The 25,716-nt window shown below is 68.0% G+C and carries 22 protein-coding genes; 8 read left to right on the plus strand and 14 right to left on the minus strand.

Translation table 11 applies throughout. The annotated features are described in order from the left end of the window. Positions 1–3 precede the first annotated feature (3 nt). Both MFM001_RS06365 and MFM001_RS06370 read right to left on the minus strand, forming a co-directional pair. Positions 4–468, minus strand: coding sequence for an SRPBCC domain-containing protein (locus MFM001_RS06365; RefSeq protein ID WP_116374433.1), 465 nt, complete (start codon positions 466–468; stop codon positions 4–6). Positions 469–545: 77 nt separating this feature from the next. Then, positions 546–2,306: an SDR family oxidoreductase gene (locus tag MFM001_RS06370; protein ID WP_116374434.1), complete on the minus strand. Its 1,761-nt coding sequence runs from the start codon at positions 2,304–2,306 to the stop codon at positions 546–548. A 220-nt stretch (positions 2,307–2,526) separates the two neighbouring features. On the opposite strand from MFM001_RS06370, the gene sucB reads away from it, so the two are divergent. Genes sucB through MFM001_RS06395 form a run of 5 tightly spaced genes read left to right on the plus strand, consistent with a single transcriptional unit; the run spans position 2,527 to position 7,570 of the window. Next, complete coding sequence (gene sucB / locus MFM001_RS06375) at positions 2,527–4,284, plus strand: 2-oxoglutarate dehydrogenase, E2 component, dihydrolipoamide succinyltransferase (protein ID WP_116374705.1); 1,758 nt, start codon at positions 2,527–2,529, stop codon at positions 4,282–4,284. Between the two features lie 4 nt (positions 4,285–4,288). Then, the gene (locus tag MFM001_RS06380) at positions 4,289–5,200 is read left to right on the plus strand and encodes a TIGR01777 family oxidoreductase (protein ID WP_116374435.1); all 912 of its coding nucleotides are present in this window, start codon (positions 4,289–4,291) and stop codon (positions 5,198–5,200) included. Positions 5,201–5,212: 12 nt separating this feature from the next. Next, on the plus strand, positions 5,213–5,884 hold the full coding sequence (gene lipB, locus MFM001_RS06385) for a lipoyl(octanoyl) transferase LipB (protein ID WP_116374436.1): 672 nt from the start codon (positions 5,213–5,215) through the stop codon (positions 5,882–5,884). After that, positions 5,881–6,813 (plus strand): lipoyl synthase, encoded by a 933-nt coding sequence (gene lipA, locus MFM001_RS06390; protein WP_116374437.1) that lies wholly within the window; start codon positions 5,881–5,883, stop codon positions 6,811–6,813. Before lipB ends, lipA begins: the two co-directional genes overlap by 4 nt. A gap of 4 nt (positions 6,814–6,817) precedes the next feature. Continuing rightward, on the plus strand, positions 6,818–7,570 hold the full coding sequence (locus MFM001_RS06395) for a DUF4191 domain-containing protein (protein ID WP_116374438.1): 753 nt from the start codon (positions 6,818–6,820) through the stop codon (positions 7,568–7,570). Here MFM001_RS06395 and MFM001_RS06400 read toward each other — a convergent pair whose 3' ends face one another. Then, a complete protein-coding gene (locus MFM001_RS06400) occupies positions 7,571–8,023 on the minus strand; it encodes an RDD family protein (RefSeq protein WP_116374439.1) in 453 nt (150 codons plus the stop codon). Positions 8,024–8,219: 196 nt separating this feature from the next. Between MFM001_RS06400 and glnA (MFM001_RS06405) the strand changes: the two genes are divergently transcribed. Together glnA (MFM001_RS06405) and MFM001_RS06410 are read left to right on the plus strand one after the other, a co-directional pair. Continuing rightward, entirely contained in the window at positions 8,220–9,656 is a 1,437-nt protein-coding gene (gene glnA / locus MFM001_RS06405; protein WP_116374440.1) for a type I glutamate--ammonia ligase, read from the plus strand. A 26-nt stretch (positions 9,657–9,682) separates the two neighbouring features. Next, positions 9,683–10,231: a DoxX family protein gene (locus MFM001_RS06410; RefSeq protein ID WP_116374441.1), complete on the plus strand. Its 549-nt coding sequence runs from the start codon at positions 9,683–9,685 to the stop codon at positions 10,229–10,231. Positions 10,232–10,298: 67 nt separating this feature from the next. Here MFM001_RS06410 and mddA read toward each other — a convergent pair whose 3' ends face one another. The 11 genes from mddA to MFM001_RS06465 all read right to left on the minus strand — a co-directional run bounded on the left by mddA (position 10,299) and on the right by MFM001_RS06465 (position 24,679). Continuing rightward, a complete protein-coding gene (gene mddA, locus MFM001_RS06415) occupies positions 10,299–11,063 on the minus strand; it encodes a methanethiol S-methyltransferase (protein WP_116374442.1) in 765 nt (254 codons plus the stop codon). A gap of 102 nt (positions 11,064–11,165) precedes the next feature. After that, the gene (locus MFM001_RS06420; protein ID WP_116374443.1) at positions 11,166–12,290 is read right to left on the minus strand and encodes an epoxide hydrolase family protein; all 1,125 of its coding nucleotides are present in this window, start codon (positions 12,288–12,290) and stop codon (positions 11,166–11,168) included. Next, a complete protein-coding gene (locus tag MFM001_RS06425; RefSeq protein ID WP_045378126.1) occupies positions 12,287–12,520 on the minus strand; it encodes a hypothetical protein in 234 nt (77 codons plus the stop codon). Before MFM001_RS06425 ends, MFM001_RS06420 begins: the two co-directional genes overlap by 4 nt. Positions 12,521–12,587: 67 nt before the next feature. Next, positions 12,588–13,958: a 13E12 repeat family protein gene (locus MFM001_RS06430; protein ID WP_116374444.1), complete on the minus strand. Its 1,371-nt coding sequence runs from the start codon at positions 13,956–13,958 to the stop codon at positions 12,588–12,590. A gap of 166 nt (positions 13,959–14,124) precedes the next feature. Continuing rightward, positions 14,125–14,985 carry a TIGR03619 family F420-dependent LLM class oxidoreductase gene (locus MFM001_RS06435; protein WP_116374706.1) on the minus strand — a complete coding sequence of 287 codons (861 nt, stop codon included), beginning with the start codon at positions 14,983–14,985 and terminating at the stop codon, positions 14,125–14,127. Further along, positions 14,982–15,581, minus strand: a complete 600-nt coding sequence (locus tag MFM001_RS06440; RefSeq protein ID WP_116374707.1) for a PaaI family thioesterase — start codon at positions 15,579–15,581, stop codon at positions 14,982–14,984. Before MFM001_RS06440 ends, MFM001_RS06435 begins: the two co-directional genes overlap by 4 nt. Positions 15,582–15,610: 29 nt before the next feature. Then, complete coding sequence (locus MFM001_RS06445) at positions 15,611–18,577, minus strand: bifunctional [glutamine synthetase] adenylyltransferase/[glutamine synthetase]-adenylyl-L-tyrosine phosphorylase (RefSeq protein WP_116374445.1); 2,967 nt, start codon at positions 18,575–18,577, stop codon at positions 15,611–15,613. A 24-nt stretch (positions 18,578–18,601) separates the two neighbouring features. Continuing rightward, complete coding sequence (gene glnA / locus MFM001_RS06450) at positions 18,602–19,942, minus strand: type I glutamate--ammonia ligase (RefSeq protein WP_116374446.1); 1,341 nt, start codon at positions 19,940–19,942, stop codon at positions 18,602–18,604. Between the two features lie 20 nt (positions 19,943–19,962). Next, entirely contained in the window at positions 19,963–21,507 is a 1,545-nt protein-coding gene (locus MFM001_RS06455) for an alpha/beta hydrolase (RefSeq protein WP_116374708.1), read from the minus strand. Between the two features lie 125 nt (positions 21,508–21,632). Beyond that, on the minus strand, positions 21,633–23,198 hold the full coding sequence (locus MFM001_RS06460) for an alpha/beta hydrolase (RefSeq protein WP_116374447.1): 1,566 nt from the start codon (positions 23,196–23,198) through the stop codon (positions 21,633–21,635). An 89-nt stretch (positions 23,199–23,287) separates the two neighbouring features. Continuing rightward, a complete protein-coding gene (locus MFM001_RS06465; RefSeq protein ID WP_116374448.1) occupies positions 23,288–24,679 on the minus strand; it encodes a wax ester/triacylglycerol synthase family O-acyltransferase in 1,392 nt (463 codons plus the stop codon). A gap of 185 nt (positions 24,680–24,864) precedes the next feature. Between MFM001_RS06465 and panB the strand changes: the two genes are divergently transcribed. After that, on the plus strand, positions 24,865–25,704 hold the full coding sequence (gene panB, locus MFM001_RS06470; protein ID WP_116374709.1) for a 3-methyl-2-oxobutanoate hydroxymethyltransferase: 840 nt from the start codon (positions 24,865–24,867) through the stop codon (positions 25,702–25,704). The last annotated feature ends 12 nt before the right edge of the window (positions 25,705–25,716 follow it).

Consider the following 25,716-nt stretch of genomic DNA (forward strand, 5'->3'; position numbering starts at 1 on the left):
GTGTCACTTGACTTGGCTGGGGTCCAGGCGCTCGGCCAGGGCCGCCAGCCGCAAGATGCACTCGCGGTTGCGCGCGTAGATCGCAACCAAAGTCAGAGAATCAGGCACGACCCGGACCGGTCCCTCGGCGGGCACTTCGATCATCTCGACGCGGCAGCCGTCGGGAATCTCCTGCAGTCGCATGGTGATTCGTGCGGCGCCCAGCATCCCGAGCCCGGCACGCAGCACCAGCTCGTGCTGCGGCTCGCATTGCTCGACGGACGTCTGGTCGTCGATCACCAGCGGCCACACGCCGATCGAGTGCCGGATGGCCGCGCCGGGTTCCGGCCAGTTCGAGTCGACGGCCCGGGTGCGGCTGTTGCCCACCACCCACTGGCTGTAGGTCCACCCGTCGGCCAGCACATCCCAGACTCGCTGGCAGGACGCGTGCACGTCTCGGATCGCGGACAGTGCGGGCGTGGCAGCCATCGGCAGGGTTCCTTTCGCATGGGTCTCGAACCCTGCGGGTACCCCCGCCGGCCGTCGACGATGCGTGAAACTCTCGGCTACACCAACCGGCGGCGCGCGGTGCTGCGCAGCGCCTGCGGCGCCACCCGGGACAGCCCGTAAAGCGCATAGGCCTCGGGCGCCACCGGCCGGATCGCCTTGTTCTTCTTGACCGCCGCGACGATGGCGTCGGCCACCTTGTCCGGGCCGTAGCGGCGCACGGCGAACATCTTCTCCAGCTGTGCCCGCCGCCCCTCGGCCTGCTCGATCTGTCCCGACGGCGCGTCGAACCGCGTGGTGTGCACGATGTTGGTGTCGATGACGCCGGGGCAGATCGTGGTCAGCCCGACGCCGGCCGCGTCCAGTTCGGCACGCAGGCAGTCGGAGAACATGTACACCGCGGCCTTCGATGTGCAGTAGGCGTTCAGCTGCTGCGACGGCGCGTAGGCCGCCATCGACGACACGTTGACGATGTGTCCGCCGGTGCCGCGCTCGACCAGCCGCCGCGCGAAAGCGCGGCAGCCGTTGACCACGCCGCCGAAATTGACGTCGAGCACCCGGTCGAATTGCTCGGCCGGGGTGTCCAAGAAGCGGCCGGCCTGCCCGATCCCGGCATTGTTGACGACGACGTCGGGCACGCCGTGCTCGGCGCAGACCTGTTCGGCGAAGGCCTCGACGGCTTCGGCGTCGGCAACGTCGAGTAGGTAGGCGTGCGCCACCCCGCCTGCCGCGGCGATCTCGGCGGCGGTGTCCTTGACGGCCGCTTCGTCGATGTCGCTGACAACGACCTCGGCGCCCTCGCGGGCGAACCCGAACGCGGTTGCCCGGCCGATGCCGCTGCCCGCCCCGGTCACCGACACCAGCATGTCGGTGAAGTAGTCGCGCCGACGGCCCACCTGCGCGCGGCGCAGCGTCCGGCACGGCGGCTTGCCCTCGATCAGGTCGGCGAGTTCATGCACAGCGGCCGCCAGCACCTGCGGGTGCGACATCGGCGACCAGTGCCCGGCCTTGATGTCGCGGCGCCACAGCCGCGGCACCCAGCGCGCGGTGGCGTCGTATCCGTAGGGCCGCACGTAGCGGTCTTCGGTGTTGACGACGAGTTGCACGGGCACGCCGACGTAGTGGTCGCGTCGGTGACGGGTGAACGACCGAAAGTAGTTGGCCGGGTAGGTTTTTACCGACCTCGCGGCGTCTGCGGCCAGAGTGCCGGAGTGATGGACCTGCGCGGCGGGAATGTTGTCGACCAGGCGGCGCCGGAAGGTCGCGCTGGACAACACGGCCCGGATCAGCAGCGGCGCCAGCAGCGGTATCGAGAACGCCGCCATGTAGCTCAGCCGCAGCGCCTGGCTGAGCGCCCGCGCAAAGCCGCGCGGCCGGTACGGGCGCCGCAGACCGGTGAAGATGTAGTCGACGAGGTGGTCCTGGCTGGGCCCGGACACCGAGGTGAACGACGCCACCCTCTCGCCGGCGTCGGGCCGGCTCAGGTACTCCCACACCCCCACCGATCCCCAGTCGTGGGCCAGCACGTGCACCGGCTGACCGGGGCTGCATGCGTCGACGACAGCGGCGAAGTCGTCGGCGAAATGGGCCATCGTGTACGCCGAAACCCGCTTGGGGGCCGACGACCCGCCGACTCCGCGGTTGTCGTAGCGGATGACCCGGAAGCGCTCGGCCAGCAACGGGGCCACGCCGTCCCACAGCACGTGCGAGTCGGGCCAGCCGTGGACCAACACGACCGCGGGTCCGTCCGCGTTGCCCTCTTCGTAGACCGCTAAGCGGACATCGTCGACGCTCTCGACGAACCGTTGTGGGGCTGGCATCGCACTCCTCCGCTGACCCGAGACTTACTGTGACGGCCAGTAGCTCATACCGTTGGTAGCGAGCGTGTTTCGACACTGCCCGGGCGCTGCAGGGGTGTCAAGGGCCGTCGGCACCCACTCTGCCCTGGATGAGCACCGGTCACATCGCAGTGAAAGGATGCTGTGGTAAGCCAGAGGTCGACCCGTGCCGACCGACCGACCGATCGAGGAGTCAACAGAGATGGCCTTCTCAGTCCAGATGCCGGCACTCGGTGAGAGCGTCACCGAAGGCACGGTCACCCGCTGGCTCAAGCAAGAAGGCGACACGGTCGAACTCGACGAACCGCTGCTGGAGGTGTCCACCGACAAGGTCGACACCGAAATCCCTTCCCCGGCGGCCGGTGTGCTGACCAAGATCATCGCCCAGGAGGACGACACCGTCGAGGTCGGCGGCGAGCTGGCCATCATCGGCGACGCCGCCGAGGGTGACGGTGGACAACCCGCCGGCGGGCAAACACCGGCAGCACAGCCCGAGGCGCAACCGGAGCCGCAACCCGAGGCGCAGCCCGAGCCGGCCCAGCCGGAGCCGCAACCCGAGCCGCAGCCCGCGGCGTCGTCGCCGGACGGCGAGGCCGGTGCGACGACGCCGGTGCTGATGCCCGAACTCGGCGAGTCGGTCACCGAGGGCACGGTGACCCGCTGGCTGAAGAAGGTCGGCGACATGGTCGAGGTCGACGAGCCGCTGGTCGAGGTGTCCACCGACAAGGTCGACACCGAAATCCCGTCGCCCGTCGCGGGCACGCTGGTCAGCATCACCGCCGAGGAGGACGTCACCGTCCCGGTGGGCGGCGAGCTCGCCAAGGTCGGCAGCGGCGCCGCCGCGCCTGCCGCCAAGCCGGCCCCCGAGCCACAAGCCCCGGCCGCGCCGCAGCCCGAGGCCAAGCCGGAGCCCGCTCCGCAGCCGGAGGCCAAACCCGAGCCGAAGCCGACGCCCGAGCCGGCGCCGCAACCGGAAACCAAGCCGGAGCCGGCACCCGCCAACGGTGCGCCAACCACCCCCTACGTCACTCCGCTGGTGCGAAAACTGGCTGCGGACAACAACATTGACCTCAACGAGGTGACTGGCACCGGCGTCGGCGGGCGTATCCGCAAACAGGACGTGCTGGCCGCGGCGGAAGCCAAGAAGGCGCCGCCACCTGCGCCGGCCGCGCAGCCGGCGCCGGCCGCCGCCGCCCCTGCCCCGGCCGCCCCCACTCCGGCACCCGCGCTGGCTCATTTGCGCGGCACCACCCAAAAGGCCAGCCGGATCCGGCAGATCACCGCCAAGAAGACTCGCGAATCGCTGCAGGCCACCGCGCAGCTCACCCAGACCCACGAAGTCGACATGACCAAGATCGTGGCGTTGCGGGCCAGGGCCAAGGTCGCGTTCGCCGAGCGCGAGGGCGTGAACCTGACGTTCCTGCCATTCATCGCCCGCGCCGTGATCGACGCGCTCAAGATCCATCCGAACATCAACGCCAGCTACAATGAGGAAACCAAGGAGATCACCTACTACGACGCCGAACACCTCGGGTTCGCCGTCGACACCGATCAGGGCCTGCTCTCCCCCGTCATCCACAACGCCGGCGACCTGTCGCTGGCCGGGCTGGCGCGCGCAATCGCCGACATCGCCGCGCGGGCCCGCTCCGGCGACCTCAAACCCGACGAGCTGTCCGGCGGCACCTTCACGATCACCAACATCGGCAGCCAAGGCGCGCTGATGGACACCCCGATCCTGGTGCCGCCGCAGGCCGCCATGTTGGGCACCGGCGCCATCGTCAAGCGGCCGCGGGTCGTCGTCGACGACACGGGGAACGAATCCATCGGCGTTCGCTCGATCTGCTACCTGCCGCTGACCTACGACCACCGGCTGATCGACGGCGCCGACGCCGGACGGTTCCTGACCACCATCAAGCAGCGGCTCGAAGAGGGAGCATTCGAGGCCGACCTAGGATTGTGAGACTGTGGCCAAGGCCGTCATCGCAATCGCGGGTTCCTCCGGGCTGATCGGCTCGGCACTGGTGGCCGCGCTGCGCGCCGCCGAATACCGCGTGCTGCGCATCGTGCGCAGAACACCGTCGAACGGCACCGAACTGCGCTGGGATCCCGACAGCGGCGAATTCGACCCGTCGGCGCTGCGTGGCGTCGACGCGGTGGTCAACCTGTGCGGCATCAACATCGGGCAGCGACGCTGGTCGGGTGCTTTCAAGCAGAACCTGCGCGACAGCCGCATCACACCGACTGAAGTGCTGTCCGCCGCGGTCGCCGAAGCCGGTGTCGGAGTCCTGATCAACGCCAGCGCCGTCGGCTACTACGGTAACACCAAGGACCGGGCTGTCGACGAAACCGATTCGGCCGGAACGGGTTTCCTGGCGCAGCTGTGTGAGGACTGGGAAGCGGCCACCGCGCCCGCCCAGCAGGCGGGCGCCAGGGTGGTGCTGGCCCGCAGTGGGCTGGTGTTGGCCCCGTCGGGCGGCGCGCTGGGCCGGATGCGGCCGCTGTTCTCGTTGTGCCTGGGCGCCCGGCTGGGCAATGGCCGCCAATACATGTCGTGGATCAGCCTCGAGGACGAGGTGCGCGCGCTGCAGTTCGCCCTCACCCACCGCAAGCTGTCCGGGCCGGTGAACCTCACCGGCCCCGCACCGGTCACCAACGCCGAGTTCACCGCGGCGCTGGGCCGCGCGATGCACCGGCCCACCCCGCTGATCATGCCCGGCTTCGCGGTGCGCGTCGCGCTCGGCGAGTTCGCCGACGAGGGCTTGCTGTGCGGCCAGCGCGCGATCCCGGCGGCCTTGGAGCAAGCCGGTTTCCAGTTCCACCACAACACCATCGGCGAGGCGCTGCGCTACGCCACCACCCGGCCCGCGGCCGCCTAGTAGCCTCGGCTTGTGAGCTCCATCCGCTCAAGCAGCACGCCCATCGAGGTCCGCCAACTCGGCCGCATCGACTACGACGCCGCGTGGCAGCTGCAACGGCAACTGGCCGACGAGCGTGCGGCCGGTGGTCCCGACACACTGTTACTGCTGGAGCACCCGCCGGTCTACACCGCCGGACGGCGGACCCTGCCGCACGAGCGACCGGTTGACGGCACGCCCGTCGTCGACACCGACCGCGGCGGCAAGATCACCTGGCACGGGCCAGGACAACTCGTCGGCTATCCGATCATCGGACTGACCGAGCCGCTCGACGTCGTCAATTACGTTCGGCGACTTGAGGAATCGCTGATCAAGGTGTGCACCGACCTGGGCGTGGAGGTCGGCCGCGTCGAGGGCCGGTCCGGGGTGTGGGTGCCGGGCCTGCGCGCGCGCAAGGTCGCCGCGATCGGCGTGCGGGTGTCGCGGGCGACCACGCTGCACGGCTTCGCGCTCAACTGCGACTGCGACCTGGCCGCGTTCGATCGGATCGTGCCGTGCGGCATCACCGACGCCGGGGTGACGTCGATCACCGCCGAACTGGGCCGGCGGGTCGGGGTCGACGATGTCCGAGCGGCCGTCGCCGACGCGGTATCCGACGCGCTGAACGGTCGGCTCGCGCTCAGCTGCGTAGCATCGACATCGTGACGGTTGCACCCGAGGGCAGAAAGCTGCTGCGCCTGGAGGTGCGCAACGCGGCCACCCCGATCGAGCGCAAGCCGCCGTGGATCAAGACCCGCGCGCGAATGGGTCCCGAATACAGCGAATTGAAGAGCCTGGTTCGGCGCGAGGGCCTGCACACCGTGTGCGAGGAGGCCGGCTGCCCCAACATCTACGAGTGCTGGGAAGACCGCGAGGCCACCTTCCTGATCGGCGGCGATCAGTGCACGCGTCGCTGCGATTTCTGCCAAATCGATACCGGTAAGCCCGCCGCGCTGGACCGCGACGAGCCGCGCCGCGTCGCCGAGAGCGTGCAGGCGATGGGGCTGCGGTATTCGACCGTGACCGGGGTGGCCCGCGACGACCTGCCCGACGGCGGCGCGTGGCTCTACGCCGAGACCGTGCGCGCCATCAAGGCGCTCAACCCGTCGACCGGCGTCGAGCTGCTGATCCCCGACTTCAACGGCGACCCCGAGAAGTTGCGCGAGGTGTTCGAGGCTCGCCCGGAAGTGTTGGCGCACAACGTCGAAACGGTGCCGCGGATATTCAAACGGATCCGCCCGGCCTTCCGCTATCAGCGCAGCCTCGACGTGCTCACCGCCGCCCGCGAATTCGGGTTGGTCACCAAGAGCAACCTGATCCTCGGATTGGGTGAGACGCCCGACGAGGTGCGCACGGCGCTCGACGACCTGTACGCGGCTGGCTGCGAGATCATCACGATCACCCAGTACCTGCGGCCGTCGGCCCGGCATCACCCGGTCGAGCGCTGGGTTCCTCCCGAGGAGTTCGTCGAGTACGCGCACTACGCCGCGGGCCTGGGCTTCGCCGGGGTGCTGGCCGGACCGCTGGTCCGATCGTCGTACCGCGCCGGGCGGCTCTACCGGCAGGCCGTGCAGGCGCGCCCGACCGTATCCTGAACCAATGGCGAAATCCCGTAGTAGCGCGGCGAACAAGGCCGCCAGAGCCGAGGCGAAGGCGGCCCGCAAGGCCGCCGCCAAGGAGCGCCGCAGCCAGCTGTGGCAGGCGTTCACCATGCAGCGCAAAGAGGACAAGCGGCTGCTGCCCTACATGATCGGCGCGTTCGTGCTGATCGTCGGGATATCGGTGGCGGTCGGGGTGGCCGCCGGCGGGTTCACCATGGTCACGATGATTCCGCTGGGCGTGGTGCTCGGTGCGCTCGTGGCGTTCATCATCTTCGGCCGGCGCGCGCAGCGGTCGGTGTACCGCAAGGCGGAGGGGCAAACCGGCGCGGCCGCGTGGGCGCTGGACAACCTGCGCGGCAAGTGGCGCGTCACCCCGGGCGTGGCCGCGACGGGCCACTTTGACGCCGTGCACCGGGTGATCGGTCGTCCCGGCGTGATCCTGGTGGCCGAGGGGTCGGCCGGGCGGGTGAAGCCGCTGCTGGCCCAGGAGAAGAAGCGCACCGCTCGGTTGGTGGGCGAGGTCCCGATCTACGACATCGTCGTCGGCAACGGCGAGGGTGAGGTTCCGCTGGCCAAGCTCGAGCGTCACCTGACCAAACTGCCGGCCAACATCACGGTCAAGCAGATGGACTCGCTGGAATCCCGGCTGAGCGCATTGGGGACGAGGGCGGGAGCGGCCGCGATGCCGAAGGGGCCGATGCCCGGCGCCGCCAAGATGCGGGGCGTGCAGCGGACTGTGCGTAGGCGTTAGCTACCGACGCACCACGGCAGTGCCCGTCGCGCGGTCCTGCCAGCCGCGGCCGTCGGCGTCGACGAACAACGCCGGAATGACCAGTGCGATCATCAGCCCGCGCAGCGCGGCCCGGCCGAGCCCGACGTGCAGCCGCCCGTCGACCGACATCACCCGCAGCCCCAGCGCGAACTGCCCCGGCGTGAACTCGAACAGCCGAACCGCGATCACGCCGAGCACCAGCCAGACCACCAGCACCGCCGTCGACAGCATGCTCGGCGCAATCAGCCCCAGCGCCATCGCCAGCGCGGCAAGCCCGTAGGCCACCAGCCAGTCGACCATCAGCGCCGCCAGCCGGCGCCCCAGTCGGGCCAGCGACCGGGGCCCGTGCTCGGGCAGTCCGAGCGCTTCACCCGGGTAGCCGGACGACGAGCCCGGCGGGCCGGACAGCCACGATGCGATGTCTCGGGCCATGGCCCCAACAATAAGAGGTCGCGACCCGGTTTCGACTGTGGCCAACCACGTCGCGTAACGTCAGCGCAACACGCGGTTGACTGCCGGGCAACATCGCATCCCTACGGTCTGATCGGGCCACCCGTCACGGCCAGTAAAGGAGAGCGCCTCAATGACCGCATTAGATTCGATGCCCTCAGCAAAGGAGAGCGCTTCGGTGTCCGAAAAGACGGCCGACGACATCATCAAGCTCATCAAGGACGAGAAAGTCGAATTCGTCGACGTCCGGTTCTGCGATCTGCCCGGTGTGATGCAGCACTTCACGATTCCGGCGTCGGCGTTCGATGAGAGCGTGTTCGATGAGGGGCTGGCCTTCGACGGCTCGTCGATCCGCGGCTTCCAGTCGATCCACGAGTCCGACATGATCTTGCTGCCCGACCCGGAAACGGTCCAGATCGACCCGTTCCGGGAAGCCAAGACACTCAACCTGAACTTCTTCGTGCACGACCCGTTCACCCGCGAGGCGTACTCGCGCGACCCGCGCAACGTCGCCCGCAAGGCGGAGAACTACCTGATCAGCACCGGCATCGCCGACACCGCCTTCTTCGGCGCCGAGGCAGAGTTCTACATCTTCGACTCGGTCGCCTTCGACTCGACGACCAACAGTTCGTTCTACGAGGTCGACGCAATCTCCGGGTGGTGGAACACCGGCTCCGCGGCCGAGGCCGACGGGACCCCCAACCGCGGCTACAAAGTCCGGCCGAAGGGCGGTTACTTCCCCGTCGCTCCCAACGACCAGTACGTCGACCTGCGCGACAAGATGCTGACCAACCTGATCAACGCCGGGTTCACCCTGGAGAAGGGGCACCACGAGGTCGGCAGCGGCGGGCAGGCCGAGATCAACTACAAGTTCAACTCGCTGCTGCACGCGGCCGACGACCTGCAGCTGTACAAGTACATCGTCAAGAACACTGCCTGGCAGAACGGCAAGACAGTCACGTTCATGCCCAAGCCACTCTTCGGCGACAACGGGTCCGGCATGCACTGCCACCAGTCGCTGTGGAAGGACGGCTCTCCGCTGATGTACGACGAGGTGGGCTACGCCGGCCTGTCGGACCTTGCCCGCCACTACATCGGCGGCCTGCTGCACCACGCCCCGTCGCTGCTGGCGTTCACCAACCCGACGGTCAACTCCTACAAGCGGCTGGTGCCCGGCTACGAAGCGCCGATCAACCTGGTGTACAGCCAGCGCAACCGCTCGGCGTGCGTGCGCATCCCGATCACCGGCAACAACCCGAAGGCCAAGCGACTGGAGTTCCGCTGCCCCGACTCGTCGGGCAACCCGTACCTTGCGTTCTCGGCGATGTTGATGGCCGGCATCGACGGCATCAAGAAGAAGATCGAGCCGCAGGCGCCGGTCGACAAGGACCTCTACGAGCTGCCGCCGGAAGAGGCCGCCAACATCCCGCAGGCGCCCACGTCACTGGCGGCGGTGATCGACCGTCTCGAAGAGGACCACGAATACCTCACCGAGGGCGGCGTTTTCACGTCCGACCTGATCGAGACGTGGATCAGCTTCAAGCGCGAGAACGAGATCGAGCCGGTCAACATCCGGCCGCACCCGTACGAATTCGCGCTGTACTACGACGTTTAAGCGCGCGTAGCCGTTATCGTCGTCGCATGACGACGCGCAACATCGAGGCCAGGCTCAGCCCGCACTCGCCGGTGGTCCTGACGGTTTTCCGCGTGGTGGTGGGACTGCTGTTCTTGTGCCACGGCCTGCAGAAGCTGATCGGCTGGCCCGTCGGACCTACTGTGCCGGTCGGCGATTGGCCGTTCTATTACGCGGGCTGGATCGAGGCGGTCACCGGCGGCCTCGTTGCGCTGGGGTTGTTCACTCGGGTGGCGGCTTTGGTGGCCTCCGGGGAGATGGCCTACGCCTACTTCACTCAGCACTTCCCGCACGGCTTTTGGCCGATCGTCAACCAGGGCGAGCTGGCGGTGCTGTACTGCTTCGCGTTTTTGCTGTTGGCGTTCATCGGCGGCGGCGTGTACGCGTTGGACGCCCGACGTCGCACGGGTGCCCGCTGGGGTGGCGCACGGGCGGGTGCGCCGTGGCGCCGCGGACGTGGCAGGCGCCTCGACGACACCCGCACGACAGCCGCCGACGCCGGGCGTGGTGCACCCTTGAGGCGCTGGTGGCGAAATCGCCGACTCGGCCGCCGGTGAATGGCGACGACGCCGAGCGCACGGCACCTGACCCGGCCCGAATGTCGGTGTGGCAGTACTCAGATCGTCAAGCGTGTCGATGCGGCCAGGGCACCAGCATCGGCACCCGTTGGCGGTAGTCGCGGTATTGCGACCCCAGCATCGCGATCAGGTCGTGCTCTTCCAGCTGAATCGCGATCAGGATGTAGGCCGTGGTGGCGATCGAAAAAAGCAGGTGACCGGCTGTCATCGTGGGCGCCGCCCAGAAGGCGATGATGAAACCGACCATCAGCGGGTGGCGCACCACCCGGTAGAGCAGTGGCGAGCGAAAACTGATGTCGCGCAGTGGTTCTCCACGCCACACCGAGAACACCTGCCGCAGCCCGAACAGATCGAGATGACTGATCATGAACGACGACAAGAATACGGTCGCCCACCCGATCCAGAACAACACCCACAGCACCATCCGGGCCGCAGGCATCCTGATGTCCCACACCGCGGTAGGCATCGATCGCCACTGCCAGTACAGGAGGAACAGCGCCAAACTCGACAGGATCACGTAGGTGCTGCGCTCCAGCGGTTGGGGCACCACGCGGGTCCACCACCGCTTGAACGCCGGTCGCGCCATCACGCTGTGCTGGGCGGCGAAGATCCCGAGCAGCAACACATTCACCACGATCGCCTCCCCGATCGGGGCGGCGACGGCGTGATCGATGCTGCGTGGCACCCAGAGGTCGCCGACGAAGCCGATCGCATACAGGAAGGCCGCCACGAATGCCACATAGCCGAGCGCGCCGTAGCTGACCGCGAATAGGCGGTTGACTTTCCTCGGGGTAGTAGTTGGTTGGGTCATTGACAAGACGCCTCCCCGCCGGTCCCGACGGTATCGATGTCCAACTATCGCTGGTCTTCGGCGAAGCGGCATAGGGTAGCCGGCTACCCGAATCCCGGTTGCTTAGCGGGCGGTGGCGAAGAACGCGCGGACGTCGTCGACGAACAGTTCCGGCTGCTCGAACGCGGCGAAGTGCCCGCCGCGCGGCATCGTCGTCCAGTGCGTGATGTTGTAGGCGGCGTCGCACCAGTGCCGCGGTGCAGGCAGGATTTCCTTGGGGAATGCGGCGACGCCGGTGGGCAGCTCGACCCGGCCGGCGCCGCCGAAGTTGTTGAAGCTCTCCCAGTACAGACGCGCAGAGGAGGCACCGCTACCGGTCACCCAGTACAGCATCACGTTGTCGAGGAGCTCGTCGCGAGTGAGCACGTTTTCGGGATGCCCCTCGCAGTCCATCCAGGCCCAGAACTTCTCGACGATCCAGGCCAGTTGTGCCACAGGCGAATCCACCAATCCGTAGCCCAGCGTTTGAGGCCGGGTGGACTGCTGCTTGGAATAGCCGGTCCCCCAGCGGCGGTGCTGCGCAGCGGCCGCCAATGCCCGTTGCTCGTCATCGGTGAGCTCGCCGCCGCCATCAGCCGGCGGCCGGGCGATGGGCATGTTCAGGTGGATGGCGAGGCAGCGACCGCCGTTGCGGCCCAGTTGGGTGGTGACGGCGGCGCCCCAATCGCCGCCTTGCGCGCCGTAACGGTCATAGCCGAGGCGGCCCATGAGCGTCTCCCAGGCCTGCGCGATCTTGTCGACGCCCCACCCGATGCGGGTGGGCTTGCCGGAGAACCCGTAGCCGGGAAGCGACGGGCAGACGACGTGGAACGCGTCCTCCGGGCGGTCGGGATTGGTCAGCGGCTCGATCACCTTGTGGAACTCCACGATCGAGCCGGGCCAGCCGTGGGTGATCAGCAGCGGCAGGGCGTCGTCGTGTGGGGACCGCTGGTGGATGAAATGGATGTCTAGCCCGTCGATTTCGGTGACGAACTGGTCGAAACGGTTCAGCGCGGATTCCCGTGTCCGCCAGTCGTAGCCGTCGGCCCAGTAGCCGGCCAGCTCACGGGTGTAGGCGAAGGGCATGCCCTGGCTCCAGTCGTCGACGCACTCGGCATCGGGCCACCGGGTGCGTGACAGGCGCGTCCGCAGGTCGTCGAGGACTTCACTGCCGACGTCGATGCGAAACGGTGTGACGTGCGGGGTCACAGAATGCGCCGAGGCGACCTGCCCATGTGGTAGCCGGCCGGGAAGGACATCTCGATCACTCGAAGCTGGTCGTTGGCCTTGGATTCGAGTTCGAGGACGACGCAGCCCTCGCCGATGGCTTTGGATTCGAGAACCGTGTAATGCTGACCGCCACCTTGGACGTCGGTGATCGGGTCACCTGAGCGCAATGCCTCGACGGGCACGAGTTCGGGGGTTCCGTGTGACTCCACGTTCGTCACGTTAGGGCAATCCGACGGGCAAGGGAACGGTTTTGACTGCTAGCGAGCGCGGCGGCCCTTACGGGTCGTCCTCTTCGTCCTCATCGCCATCCCGGAGGAGTTTTTCGGGGTGGTGGTATTGGTTGACGCGTGGTTGGCCGTGGTCGAGGTGTGGTGGTGGGATCCATTCGGTGTCGCCTTTGGAGTTTTTGCGGGTGGTCCAGCCTTGTTCGGCCAGCGGGTGGTGTCCGCCGCAGCCCAGGGTGAGGTCGTTGACGTCGGTGGTGCGGCATGTGGCATACGGGGTGCAGTGGTGGGCTTCGCAGTAGTAGCCCGGCACCGGACAGTTGGGAAACGTGCAGCCGTGATCCTTGGCGTACAACACGATTCTTTGCGCGGGCGACGCGAGGCGTTTGGTGTGGTAGAGCGCCAAGGCTTTGCCCTGGTCGAAAATCGCCAGGTAATGGTGCGCATGGGAGCCCAGCCGGATCACGTCGCTCATCGGCAGCAGCGTCCCGCCGCCGGTGAGTCCGTGTCCGGTGCCGGCTTCGAGATCGCCCAGGTTGGCGGTGACGATGATGCTGGCCGGTAACCCGTTGTGCTGACCCAGCGATCCGGACGCCAGCAGTCCCCGTAGCCCGGCTAGCAGGGCGTCGTGGTGGCGCTGCCCGGCTGTCCGTGAGTCACGCTGGGCGGTCTGCTCACACGGTGTGCCGTCGAGCACCGGGGCGGGGTCCTCGGCGTTGCACATGCCCGGGGCGGCCAGCTTGGCCCACACTGCTTCGAGGGTGGCGCGCAGTTCCGGGGTGATCCAGCCGCTTAGTTGTGACATCTGATCGGGGCCTTGTTTGCCGAGGGTGAGCCCGCGGCGGCGGGCTCGGTCGTCGTCGGTGAAATCGCCGTCGGGGTTCAGACAATCGGTGAGGCGCTGGGCTAGCTTGGCCAAATCGTCGGGGCGATGCTGGGCGGCCAGCCCGGCCAGATGGGCTTCGGCGTGCTCGCGGGTCTCGACGTCAACGAAGCCGGGCAGCCGGTGCATGAAGCTGCGGATCACCGCCACGTGACCGGCGCCGATCTGGCCGGCGCGTTGGGCGGCGGCGGTGGCGGGCAACACCGGCTCAAGGGATTCGCCGGTCAGCGCCTGGCGCTCCCCGAGCTCGTCGGCGTCGTGGATGCGCCGGGAGGCTTCGGCGGGGGTGATGCGTAGCCGTTCGGCCAGCGCGAAGCGCAGCGTGCCGCCCAGCTCGGTGTCGCTGGCCTGCTCGGCGAGCTGGGTGATCAACGGGTGTTCGACGGCGGGCAGTTGGCGGCGCAGCGTCTCGCAGCACTCCAGCATGGCCAAAGACTCCGGGGTGGTCAACACCTCGAAAGACAGGTCAAGCGCCCGCTTCATGGCGGCCTTGAGCGCGTCGAAGACCTCGACGATCTCCTCACGGCTACTCGAACGCATGTTCGAATCATATCACGCGAACCAGACGGCAGCCACCGCAATCCACAAACAAAACCACAGTGACACAAGTGATTACAGTGGTTGAAGGGACAAACCGTCGCCCTCTGTTTGGCATGACTACAGGTCGATCTCGGAAGCCAGCAAACGGAGCAGGGGCCCTAACCCGTCACCTGTCGAGCGCTAAATCCTTGCGGAAGCGTCGCATGCCGTCGACCTTCTCGGCCAGCGTCGCATCCGGGCCGGCGTAGAACATCCACGGCATGGTGAGGATGCCGGTGATGCCGGCATCCTCGGCACGCTGGTAGTCGGCGACAGTCAGGGCATCCGTCAACGGCGTCAGAATCGTGAAATCCTCCATACCCAAACCGTTTTCGGCCCGCAGCGCACGCAGTCGGCCGGCCGCTTCGATCGCGCGGTCGGTTCGGATCAGGTCACCGATCCAGCCGTCGTTGCGGGCGGCCCGGCGCAACGCGGTGTCGCTGAGCCCGCCGACGTAGATCGGCACCCGCGGCGGCGTCGGCTCCATCTCCAACCGTGGTGTCTGGTAGAACCGGCCGTCGAACTCGGTCCAGCCCGGGCTCCACAACGCGCGAAGAAGCTCGAGCATCTCGTCGGTGCGTTTGCCGCGGTCCTCGAATCGTTGCTCCATCAACGCGAATTCGTCGGCGCACCAGCCCACCCCCACACCGAGCTCCACCCGGCCGTCCGCCAGGCATGCCGCGGTGCCAATGGCCTTCGCCGCCGAATAGGGATTGCGCATCGCCGGGATGTAGACGGTGGTGACGAACCGCAGCCGGGTGGTGACTTGCGCGAGCGCACCGACCAGCACCCACGGGTCGGGCCAGTCGGTGAACGGCTGCCAACGCCGCTGCCCGTCCTTGGTGTACGGGTATGGCGTGCTCAGCGTCTCCAGGTTGACGACGTGGTCGGGAATCCCGATCCCGTCGTAGCCCAGTTCGTCGGCGGCCTTGGCGATTTCGATGATCTCGCGGGTGGCCAGGAATCCGCTGCTGATGTAAAACTTCATCCGGCGTCCCGCGCCCACGCTGGCTGCACAAAGATCCCCTCGGCCTCGACGGTAATGCCCTGCGCATCCGAAATATGGCCGCGGACAAAAGTTTTGACGCTTTCAGTGCGTTCGATCGCGGCTTCGGCACGAAGCCTGCCCAGTGGCGTGCCACGCAGGTATCTAACGCTGATAGTGCCAGTGAAACGTGGCTTGGTCAGGCCCTCGCTGGCCGCCTCACCCAACACGTGGTCGAGCACCAGCGCGCAGACTCCGCCGTGCACCAGCCCAGGCGGCCCCTCATAGGCCGCGCCCAGGCTGAATTCGCTCCAGCACCCGGTGCCCTCGTGGTGGATGGTCAGCGGCGGGGCGATCGGGTTGCGCATGCCGATCACGGCGTTACCCCATGCCAGCGGACGACCGTCTACGGCGTAGCGTCTGCCGTCCAGCGCCTGCCTGCTGCGCAACCGCTGAGTTACCGCCTGAACTGCGGTCCGCGCGTCACGGATGGTGTCGGCGTCGGCTTCGGTCCGGATCGTCGCATCGATGAGGTCGCGTACGGCGTCGGTCAGCGGGCCGTACAACGCCGTCAGCCGGTCGTGCTCCTCGGCGCTCATGACGTCCAATGCGAAGTCCACCTGATCTCCTAGTCCCCGAAAACCTTGCGCACCACCGCTTTTGCGCGACGCGTCACCCGCAGGTAGTTGTCCAGGAACTCGCCGCCGTCGCCTTTGTCCCAACCGGCGGCGACCGCGACCGCGTTAAGTTGGCGTCCCGGTCCGGGCAACTGGTCGGTGGGCTTGCCGCGCACCAGCACCAGCGCGTTGCGGGCCCGCGTGGCCGTCAGCCAGGCTTGGCGCAGCAGCTCCACCTCGTCGGCGTCGATCAGTTCGGCCGCGGCGATCGCGTCCAGGCTTTCCAGCGTCGACGTGTTGTGCAGCGCGGGAATCGCGTGCGCGTGCCGCAGCTGCAGCAGCTGCACGGTCCATTCGATGTCGGCCAACCCGCCGCGCCCCAGCTTGGTGTGCGTGTTCGGGTCGGCGCCGCGCGGCAGCCGCTCGGAGTCGACGCGGGCCTTCATCCGCCGGATTTCGCGCACCGCTTCGGCCGACACTCCCCCTTCCGGGTAACGAGTCTTATCGGCCATCAGCAGGAAACGCTGGCCCAACTCCGCGTCGCCGGCCACCGCGTGCGCACGCAGCAGGGCCTGCACCTCCCACGGCTGCGCCCACTGCTCGTAGTAGGCGGCGTACGACGCCAGCGTGCGAACCAGCGGACCGTTGCGCCCCTCCGGGCGCAGGTTGGCGTCGACCTCCAGCGGCGGGTCGGCGCTGGGCGTACCCAGCAGCGCCCGCACACCCTCGGCCACCGACACCGACCAGCGCACCGCGGCCGAATCCTCAACGTCCGCAGCCGGTTCGCAGACGAACATCACGTCGGCGTCTGAGCCGTAGCCCAATTCGCGGCCGCCTAGTCGGCCCATCCCTATCACGGCAATCTTGGCCGGGGCCTTACCGTCCCCAGGAATATTCGCGCGGATCACCGCGTCGAGGGCGGCCTGCAGCACCGCCACCCACACCGAGGTGAGCGCGGCGCACACGTCGGTCACCTCGAGCATGCCGAGCAGGTCGGCCGAGGCGATCCGGGCCAGCTCACGGCGGCGCAGGCTGCGCGCGGCGGCGATGGCCCGGACTGGGTCGGCGTGCCGGCCCGCCGAGGCCACCAACGCGCCGGCGACCGCGTCGGGATCGGTCTCCAGCAGTTTGGGCCCCGACGGCCCGTCGCCGTAAGACTGAATGACCTCCGGCGCGCGCATCAGCAGATCCGGCACATATGCCGAGGTGCCCAGCACGCGCATGAGCCGCTTGGCCACCGCGCTGCTGTCCCGCAATGTCGACAGATACCAGCGGTGCGGGGCCATCGCCTCGGACAGCCGCCGGTAGGACAGCAGTCCCGCGTCGGGGTCCGGGGTGTCCGACAACCAGTCCAGCAGCTTGGGCAGCAGCACTGACTGCACCCGGCCGCGACGCCCACTCTGGTTGATCAACGCGGACAAGTGAGTCAACGCGGTCTGCGGCCCGTCGTAGCCGAGCGCCGCCAGCTGGCGTTCGGCGGCTTCCGGCGTCATGCCGTGGGCGAATTCCAGACCCGCGGGGCTGATCGATTCCAGCAGCGGTTGGTAGAACAGCTTGGCGTGCAGCCGGGAGACCCGCACGTTGTGGCGCTTGAGTTCTTCGCGCAGTACACCCAGCGCGTCGCGCCGCCCGTCGGGCAGGATGTGGGCCGCGCGGGCCAGCCAGCGCAGCGCCTCGTCGTCGTCGAGCGCGGGCAGCATGTGAGTGCGCTTGAGCCGTTGCAGCTGCAGCCGGTGCTCCAGCAGCCGAAGGAACTCGTAGGAGGCGGTCAGATTCGCCGCGTCGTCGCGGCCGACGTAGCCGCCGCGGCCCAGCGCGGCCAGTGCATCCACCGTCGAGGCAACGTGCAGCGACTCGTCGCTGCGGCCATGCACCAACTGCAGCAGCTGCACCGCGAACTCGACATCACGCAGGCCGCCGCTGCCGAGTTTGATCTCGCGGCTGCGCACGTCGGCCGGCACCAACTGCTCGACCCGCCGCCGCATCGCCTGCACCTCGTCGACGAAATCCTCACGCTCGCAAGCACTCCACACCATCGGCATCAACGCGGCCACGTAGCGCTCCCCCAGCTCGCGGTCGCCGGCGGCGGGCCGGGCCTTGAGCAGAGCCTGGAACTCCCAGGTCTTGGCCCAGCGTTGGTAGTAGGCGATATGCGAGTCGAGCGTGCGGACCAGCTCACCGTGCCGGCCCTCCGGGCGCAGGTTGGCGTCCACCTCGAAAAAGGCCTCCGACGCCACCCGCATCATCTCGCCGGCCACCCGGGTGCTCACCGAGTCGGCGCGTTCGGCGACGAATATCACGTCGACGTCGCTGACGTAATTCAGTTCGCGCGCACCGCATTTGCCCATCGCGATGACGGCCAGCCCGGGTGGCGTATCGTCGCCGCACACCGTTTGCTCGGCGACGGCCAGCGCGGCGGCCAGCGCGGCGTCGGCCATGTCGGCCAGATGGGCGCCGACCGCGGTGAACGGCACCACCGGCTCGTCCTCGACGGCCGACGCCAGGTCGAGCGCGGCCAGCACCAGCAGCCGGTCACGGTACAGCGCCCGCAATGCGTCTATGCTTGCGCCGCTTGAGGTTTCGAGGAAAGCGCGGCGCAGCTCGTCGGCCGACGGCAGTATCACGTCGCCCCGCAGCAGCTGCCAGGACTGCGGGTGGGCCACCAGGTGGTCGCCCAACGCCAGTGACGAGCCCAGCACGCCCAGCAGCCGGCCCCGCAGCCCCTGGTCGGTCAGCAGCGCAGTGTTGAGTTCGTCCCAGCCGTCACCGAGCGCCTCGGCCAGCCGGACCATCGCATTTAGCGCCGCGTCGGCGTCCGGTGCGCGCGACAGTGACCACAGCAAATCGATGTGGTCTTGATCCTCTTCGGTGTCCCAGCCGAGCTGTGCCAGGTTGGCGCTCGCGCGTGGGTCGACCAACCCGAGCCGGCCGACGCTGGGCAATTTCGGGCGCTGCGTGGCGGGTTGGCTCACGACCACGACGGTAGCGCACGCCGCCAATGACTACAGCGAGAGATACGTCTTGAGCTCGAAGGGCGTGACGTGGCTGCGGTAGTTGGCCCACTCCCGGCGCTTGTTGCGCAGGAAGAAGTCAAACACGTGCTCCCCCAACGCTTCTGCGACCAGCTCGGAGCTCTCCATGGCGCGCAGCGCGCTGTCCAGGCTGGACGGCAGCTCGCGGTAGCCCATCGCGCGGCGCTCCTCGGCCGTCAGGTCCCAGACGTTGTCCTCGGCTTGCGGGCCCAGCGCGTAACCCTTTTCCACCCCGCGCAGCCCGGCGGCCAGCAGCACCGCGAAGGTCAGGTAGGGGTTGCAGGCCGAGTCGGGGCTGCGGACCTCGATGCGCCGCGACGAGGTCTTGTGCGGGCTGTACATCGGAACCCGTACCAGCGCCGACCGGTTGGCCGCGCCCCACGACGCCGCGGTGGGCGCCTCGCCGCCGTGCACCAGCCGCTTGTAGGAGTTCACCCATTGGTTGGTGACCGCGCTGATTTCGCTGGCGTGCTCGAGGATTCCGGCGATGAATGACTTGGCGACGTCCGAGAGCTGCAGCGGATCGTCGGGGCTGTGGAACGCGTTGACCTCACCCTCGAACAGGCTCATGTGGGTGTGCATCGCCGAGCCGGGGAACTGCCCGAACGGCTTGGGCATGAACGACGCCCGCACACCTTCCTCGAGCGCGACTTCCTTGATCAGGTAGCGGAACGTCATCACGTTGTCGGCCATCGACAGCGCGTCGGCGAAGCGCAGGTCGATCTCCTGTTGGCCGGGGGCGCCTTCGTGGTGGGTGAACTCCACCGAAATGCCCATGGACTCCAGCGCTTCGATGGCGCGGCGGCGGAAGTTCGACGCGGAGTCGTGCACGGCCTGGTCGAAGTAGCCGGCGTCGTCGGCCGGTGTCGGCGGCTGCCCGTCGTCGGGACCTGGCTGCAGCAGGAAGAACTCGATCTCGGGGTGGACGTAGCAGGAAAAGCCGAGCTCGTTGGCCTTGCCGAGCTGCCGGCGCAGCACGTGGCGCGGGTCCGCCCACGACGGCGAGCCGTCGGGCATCGTGATGTCGCAGAACATCCGGGCCGAGTGGTGATGTCCGGTGCTGGTGGTCCAGGGCAGCACCTGGAAGGTCGACGGGTCGGGGTGTGCGACGGTGTCGGATTCCGAGACTCGGGCGAACCCCTCGATCGAGGAACCGTCGAAGCCGATGCCCTCCTCGAACGCGCCCTCGAGTTCCGCCGGGGCGATCGCGACCGACTTGAGGAAACCGAGCACGTCGGTGAACCACAGCCGAACGAACCGGATATCCCGTTCTTCCAGCGTGCGGAGCACGAATTCCTTTTGTCGATCCATGATGCGAAGCGTATCGCGTCTTAGCACTGCAAGCTGCTTGGAGACACCCCGTCGACGAAATAACGCTCGACTGCGGTGTCGACGCAGCGGTTGCCGCCCAGCACCGCGGTGTGCTGGGTGCCGTCGTAGCTGATCAGTGGGGCGCCGAGCTGCCGGGCCAGGTTCACCCCGGCCTGATACGGGGTCGCGGGGTCGTGGGTGGTGGAGACGACGACGACCTTGCCCGGCCCGACGGGCGCGGCCGGATGCGGCGACGACGTGGCTGGCGCCGGCCACAGCGCGCACAGGTCGCGGGGCGCGTACCCGGTGAATTGCCCATAGGACAGGAACGGCGCGACCTGCCGAATCCGGCGGTCGGCGTCCACCCAGGCGGCCGGGTCGGTGGGCGACGGCGCGTCGACACAGCGGATGGCGTTGAAGGCGTCCTGGGAGTTGTCGTAGTGGCCGTCGTCGTCGCGGCCGTTGTAGTCGTCGGCCAGCATCAGCAGGTCACCGGGGTCGGTGCCGTGCTGCAGACCCAGCAAGCCGCTCGTCAGGTACTTCCAGTGCTGCGGGGCGTAGAGCGCGTTGATGGTGCCGGTGGTCGCGTCGGCGTAGCTCAGGCCGCGCGGATCGGACGTCTTGGCGGGCTTGCTGACCAGCGGGTCGACCAGCTGGTGGTAGCGGGCCACCCACTTGGCCGGGTCGGTGCCCAGCGGGCAGGCCGCTGAGCGGGCGCAGTCGGCCGCGTAGTCGTTGAACGCGGTTTGGAACCCGGCTTCCTGGTTGACGTTCTCGTCGATCGGCCCGACGGTCGGGTCGATGGCGCCGTCGAGCACCATCGACCGCACATGGTTGCCGAACCGCTCGACGTACGCGGTGCCCAGTTCGGTGCCGTAGCTGAAGCCCAGGTAGTTGATCTGCTCCTCGCCCAGCGCCTGCCGGACCATGTCCATATCGCGAGCCACGGACGCGGTTCCGACGTTTTGCAGAAACGTCGGGCCCATCCGGTCGGCGCACTGCTGGGCCAACTGTCGGTAGATCTGCTCGATGTGGGCGACACCGGCGGAGCTGTAGTCGACCATCGGTTCGCGGCGGTAGGCATCGAACTCGGCGTCGGTGCGGCAGCGCAGCGTCGGGGTGGAGTGGCCGACGCCGCGGGGGTCGAACCCGACCAGGTCGAAGCGCCGGGCGAGCTCGCTGTCCGACAGCGCGGCGCCCATGCCGGCGACGGTGTCGACCGCCGACGCTCCCGGGCCGCCGGGATTGACCAACAGCGATCCGATTCGCTGGCCGCTGGCCGGAATCCGAATCACGGCGAGCTGAACTTGGGCGCCGCCGGGTGCGCTGTAGTCGACGGGAACCGCGACGGTGGTGCAGCGCGCGGTGGGGATGTCGCTGGTGTCGCCGACGAATTGGCTGCAGCTGCCCCAGGTAGCCGCCGCCGGTCGCGGCACGGCGGAGCTCGGTGCCTGCCCGGCGTCGGGTTCGGGGGTGGCTCGGGCCGGGGTGACGGCCAGCGTTGCCAGCAATCCGAAGGTAACCAGCGCAGAGCTCAGCCGTCTCATGCGCCACATGGCTAGCAATCGTCGCATCCGCCGGTCACGCGTAGTGCGGCCGGAAGGTCACACGTTGGTCTCGTTATGTGGCGGGAGCAGACGCAAAATCCCCCAAATCACACGGCTTTTGGGGGATTTTGCGTCTGCTCGCCCTAGCATTTGGCGCCCTGCGGTGGCGTCGTGCCCTTGATCAGATAGGCCGTCGCGAAGTCGTCGATGCAGCTGTTGCCCTGGAACACCACCGTGTGTTGCGTTCCGTCGAAGGTGAGCAGCGCGCCGTGCAGCTGCTTGGCGAGGTCGACACCGGCCTTGTACGGCGTAGCGGGGTCGTGGGTCGTCGACACCACCACCGTCGGCGGCAGGCCCGGCGCGGAAATGGTGTGCGGCTTGCTCGTCGGCGGCACCGGCCAGAACGCGCAGGTGCCGAGCGGCGCGTCGCCGGTGAACTTGCCGTAGCTCATGAACGGCGCGATCTCACGGGAGCGACGGTCCTCATCGATCACCTTGGCGCGATCCTTGACCGGCGGCTGGTCGACGCAGTTGATCGCCACCCGCGCGTCGCTGGCGTTGGTGTAGTGGCCGTGCGAATCGCGGCGCATGTACATGTCGGCCAACGCCAGCAAGGTGTCGCCCCGATCGCTTTTCAGCTCGGTCAGCCCGGTGGTCAGGTGGTGCCACAGCGTCGGCGAGTACAGCGCCATGATGGTGCCGACGATCGCGTCGCTGTAACTGAGCCCGCGCGGGTCTTTGGTGCGGGCCGGCCTGCTCTTCATCGGGTTGGCCGGATCGACAAGCGGATTCACCAGGCTGTGGTAGACGTCGACCGCCTTCGCCGGGTCGGTGCCCAGCGGGCAGTCCGGGTCCTTGGCGCAGTCGGCGGCGTAGTCGTTGAATGCATCCTGAAAACCCTTGGCCTGCCGCAGATCTGCCTCGATCGGATCCGCGTTGGGGTCGACGGCCCCGTCCAGGATCATCGCCCGCACGTTCTGCGGGTAGGCCTCGGCGTAGGCCGACCCGATCCGGGTGCCATACGAGTAGCCCAGGTAGGTGAGCTTGTCGTCGCCCAGTGCGTCGCGGATTGCGTCCAGATCGCGTGCGACGTTGACGGTTCCGACGTTCGCCAGGAACTTCTTGCCCATCTTGTCGACACAGCGCTGCACGAACTGCTTGGTCTCGTCTTCGATGTGCGCCACGCCCGCCGGGCTGTAGTCAACCTGCGGTTCGGCGCGCAACCGGTCGTTGTCCTTGTCGGAGTTGCACCAGATTGCCGGGCGCGACGACGCCACCCCGCGCGGGTCGAAACCGACCAGGTCGAAGCGCTCCCGGACCCGGGGCGGCAGCGACTGCAGGACGCCCACGGCGGCCTCGATACCGGATTCGCCCGGACCGCCGGGATTGATGACCAGTGAGCCGATCTTGTCGCCGGTTGCCGGGAAACGAATCATCGCCAGCGTCGTGGCGTCGCCGTCGAGGTGGTTGTAGTCCACCGGCACGGCGATCTTGCCGCATTGCGCACCGGCGGGCAGCTTGACCGCAGTGCCGCCCGAGACCCGGCACTGTCCCCACTCCAGCGCCTGGCCGATTTTCGGCCCGGCCATCCGCGCACGACCGCCGACGACGTGTGTGCAGCTCGCCACCGTAAGCACAATCGCGGCCATTGCGGTCCAGATCAACGTCGTGCGCGCGATCGCGTCGCGGCGAGGCAGGCCCATGGTCACCTATGCTGCCATGCGTTTAAAGCAGCTCCCGGCTAGGTGGATTTGCGGTGACCCGCCGCGCCCGGCTTCGCCGCCCTTGCGATCGGCCGCTAGTGGGTGGCCAGCAGCAGTTCTTCCATCCCCACGGCGAAGTCGTCGGCCAATTCCCACAAGTCCGGCACCAGCTCCGGGCAGGCGATCAACCCCACGTCAAGCTTGCCGTTGAGCGACATGACGGTGATGTTCAGACCCGACCCGTGGAAAATCGGGCCCAGCGGATACATCGCCTTGACCTCGCACCCCAGCATGTACAGCGGCATCTGCGGCCCGGGGACGTTGGACACCACCAAGTTGTGCACCGGCCGGCTGCGGGTCAGTCGGGTCTTGGCGTAGGCGCGCATCGCCAAACCGAACACCGCAGGCGCGGCGAACTGCGACCAGTCCTGCAGCAGCGTGGCGCTGATCGCCGAACTGTGTTGTTTGGCAATCGAATTCGCCTCCGCGATGGCCTCGATGCGTTCGGCCGGGTCGGCGATATGGGTGTGCAGGCTGGAGAACATCCCCGAAACCTGGTTGCGGCCGGGCCGGTCGGACTTGCCGTGCACCGACACGGGCACCATCGCCACCAACGACGACTCCGGCAATTCGCCGCGGTCGAGCAGAAATTGGCGCAGCACACCGGACACCAGCGCCATCACCACGTCGTTGACTTTGACGTTGAAGTGGTCCTTGACCTTCTTGATGTCCCCGAGATCCAGCTGCGCATAAGCGATGTTGCGGTGCCCGGTGATGCTGGCGTTGAACGTGGTTCGCGGCGCGGCGAACGGCCGTGCCATCGCCTGACCGCTGCGCGCCCGCGCCACCGTCTTCACCACCGACGCCGCTGTGTTGGGCAGCACGTTGGCCAAATGCAACGGCCGCGTCGCGAACTTCGCCAGACCACTCACGGCGATCTGGACGGTGTTGGCCCCGCCTACCCCGTCGACCGGTTCCGGTGGCGGCGCGTCGGCTTCGGTGCTGCACAGCTGCGACATCAGGTTGGCGCCGGTGACGCCGTCTACGCAGGCGTGGTGGACCTTGGTCATCAGAGCCAGCCGGCCGTTCTGCTGGGCATCGGTGCCGGCGACGCCCTCGATCACCCACATCTCCCACAACGGGCGGCTGCGGTCCAGCGGCAGTCCCGCGATATGGCCGCAGATCTCGGACAGTTCCATCCGGCCGCCCGGCGGCGGCAGCCCGATGCGATGCAGATGACGGCTGACGTCGAAGGTGTCGTCGTCGACCCAGACCGGGTGGTCGAGGTTGAACGCGCTGTCCGCCAGCTTCTCGCGGAACTGGGGCATCGCCTTGATCCGGACCGCCAACTCGTCGCGCAGCCGGTCGAAGCTGTAGCCGCCCGGCATCGTCGAGGTGTCCAGCTCCAGGATCGAGCACACATGCAACGGCTGGGAGGGTGTTTCCAGGTACAGAAAACTGGCGTCGAGTCCGCTGAGCCGCTGCATGCGCAGATGGTATGCCCGGCGCCGCGCGATGGCGGGGGAATCGCCGTGCCAGGACCCGGTGTGAGCAACTCAACTGATCTTGGTATGTATCCGCGCTGCGCTAGATGGCAGACTGGCAAGGTCAGACGAACCCGGGGACCCGGCAGGGCCACGAGGATCGACCCGACGAACACTCAAGGACAATGATGTCTGAGCACACTGTTTACGGTGGTGCGTCCGCCGCCGCTCCGCGAACCAAGACTCGCATCCACCACCTTCAGAAGATGAAGGCGGAGGGCCACAAGTGGGCCATGCTCACGGCCTACGACTACTCCACCGCCCGTATTTTCGACGACGCCGGCATTCCGGTGCTGCTGGTCGGTGACTCGGCCGCCAATGTCGTCTACGGCTACGACACCACGGTGCCCATCAGCATCGACGAGCTGATCCCCCTGGTCCGTGGCGTGGTGCGGGGCGCCCCGCACGCGCTCGTCGTCGCCGATCTGCCGTTCGGCAGCTACGAGGCCGGGCCCGCCGCCGCTCTGGCCAGCGCCACCCGGTTCATGAAGGAAGCCGGCGCACACGCGGTCAAACTCGAAGGCGGCGAGCGGGTTGCCGAGCAGATCGCCGCGCTCACCGCGGCCGGCATCCCGGTGATGGCACACATCGGCTTCACCCCGCAGAGCGTCAACACCCTCGGCGGGTTTCGCGTGCAAGGCCGCGGCGACGCCGCCGAACAGACCATCGCCGACGCGATCGCGGTCGCCGAGGCCGGGGCTTTCTCCGTGGTGATGGAGATGGTGCCGGCCGAGCTGGCCACCCAGATCACCGGCAAGCTGACCATTCCGACCGTCGGTATCGGAGCCGGGCCCAACTGCGACGCCCAGGTGCTGGTCTGGCAGGACATGGCCGGACTCACCAGCGGCAAGACAGCTCGCTTCGTCAAGCGCTTCGGCGACGTCGGAGGCGAATTGCGCCGTGCTGCAATGCAATACGCCGAAGAGGTGGCCGGCGGCGTGTTTCCCGCCGACGAGCACAGTTTCTGACCCCTCCACCGA

The sequence above is a fragment of the Mycobacterium sp. MFM001 genome (assembly GCF_003402475.1).
GTDB lineage: Bacteria > Actinomycetota > Actinomycetes > Mycobacteriales > Mycobacteriaceae > Mycobacterium.

Bases quoted from the DNA above. Each gene is read 5' to 3' on its own strand.
- MFM001_RS06365 (WP_116374433.1), bottom strand. From the start codon at position 468: ATGGCTGCCACGCCCGCACTGTCCGCGATCCGAGACGTGCACGCGTCC.
- MFM001_RS06370 (WP_116374434.1), bottom strand. From the start codon at position 2,306: ATGCCAGCCCCACAACGGTTCGTCGAGAGCGTCGACGATGTCCGCTTA.
- sucB (WP_116374705.1), top strand. From the start codon at position 2,527: ATGGCCTTCTCAGTCCAGATGCCGGCACTCGGTGAGAGCGTCACCGAA.
- MFM001_RS06395 (WP_116374438.1), top strand. From the start codon at position 6,818: ATGGCGAAATCCCGTAGTAGCGCGGCGAACAAGGCCGCCAGAGCCGAG.
- MFM001_RS06400 (WP_116374439.1), bottom strand. From the start codon at position 8,023: ATGGCCCGAGACATCGCATCGTGGCTGTCCGGCCCGCCGGGCTCGTCG.
- MFM001_RS06410 (WP_116374441.1), top strand. From the start codon at position 9,683: ATGACGACGCGCAACATCGAGGCCAGGCTCAGCCCGCACTCGCCGGTG.
- mddA (WP_116374442.1), bottom strand. From the start codon at position 11,063: ATGACCCAACCAACTACTACCCCGAGGAAAGTCAACCGCCTATTCGCG.
- MFM001_RS06430 (WP_116374444.1), bottom strand. From the start codon at position 13,958: ATGCGTTCGAGTAGCCGTGAGGAGATCGTCGAGGTCTTCGACGCGCTC.
- MFM001_RS06435 (WP_116374706.1), bottom strand. From the start codon at position 14,985: ATGAAGTTTTACATCAGCAGCGGATTCCTGGCCACCCGCGAGATCATC.
- MFM001_RS06440 (WP_116374707.1), bottom strand. From the start codon at position 15,581: ATGAGCGCCGAGGAGCACGACCGGCTGACGGCGTTGTACGGCCCGCTG.
- glnA (WP_116374446.1), bottom strand. From the start codon at position 19,942: ATGGATCGACAAAAGGAATTCGTGCTCCGCACGCTGGAAGAACGGGAT.
- MFM001_RS06465 (WP_116374448.1), bottom strand. From the start codon at position 24,679: ATGCAGCGGCTCAGCGGACTCGACGCCAGTTTTCTGTACCTGGAAACA.
- panB (WP_116374709.1), top strand. From the start codon at position 24,865: ATGTCTGAGCACACTGTTTACGGTGGTGCGTCCGCCGCCGCTCCGCGA.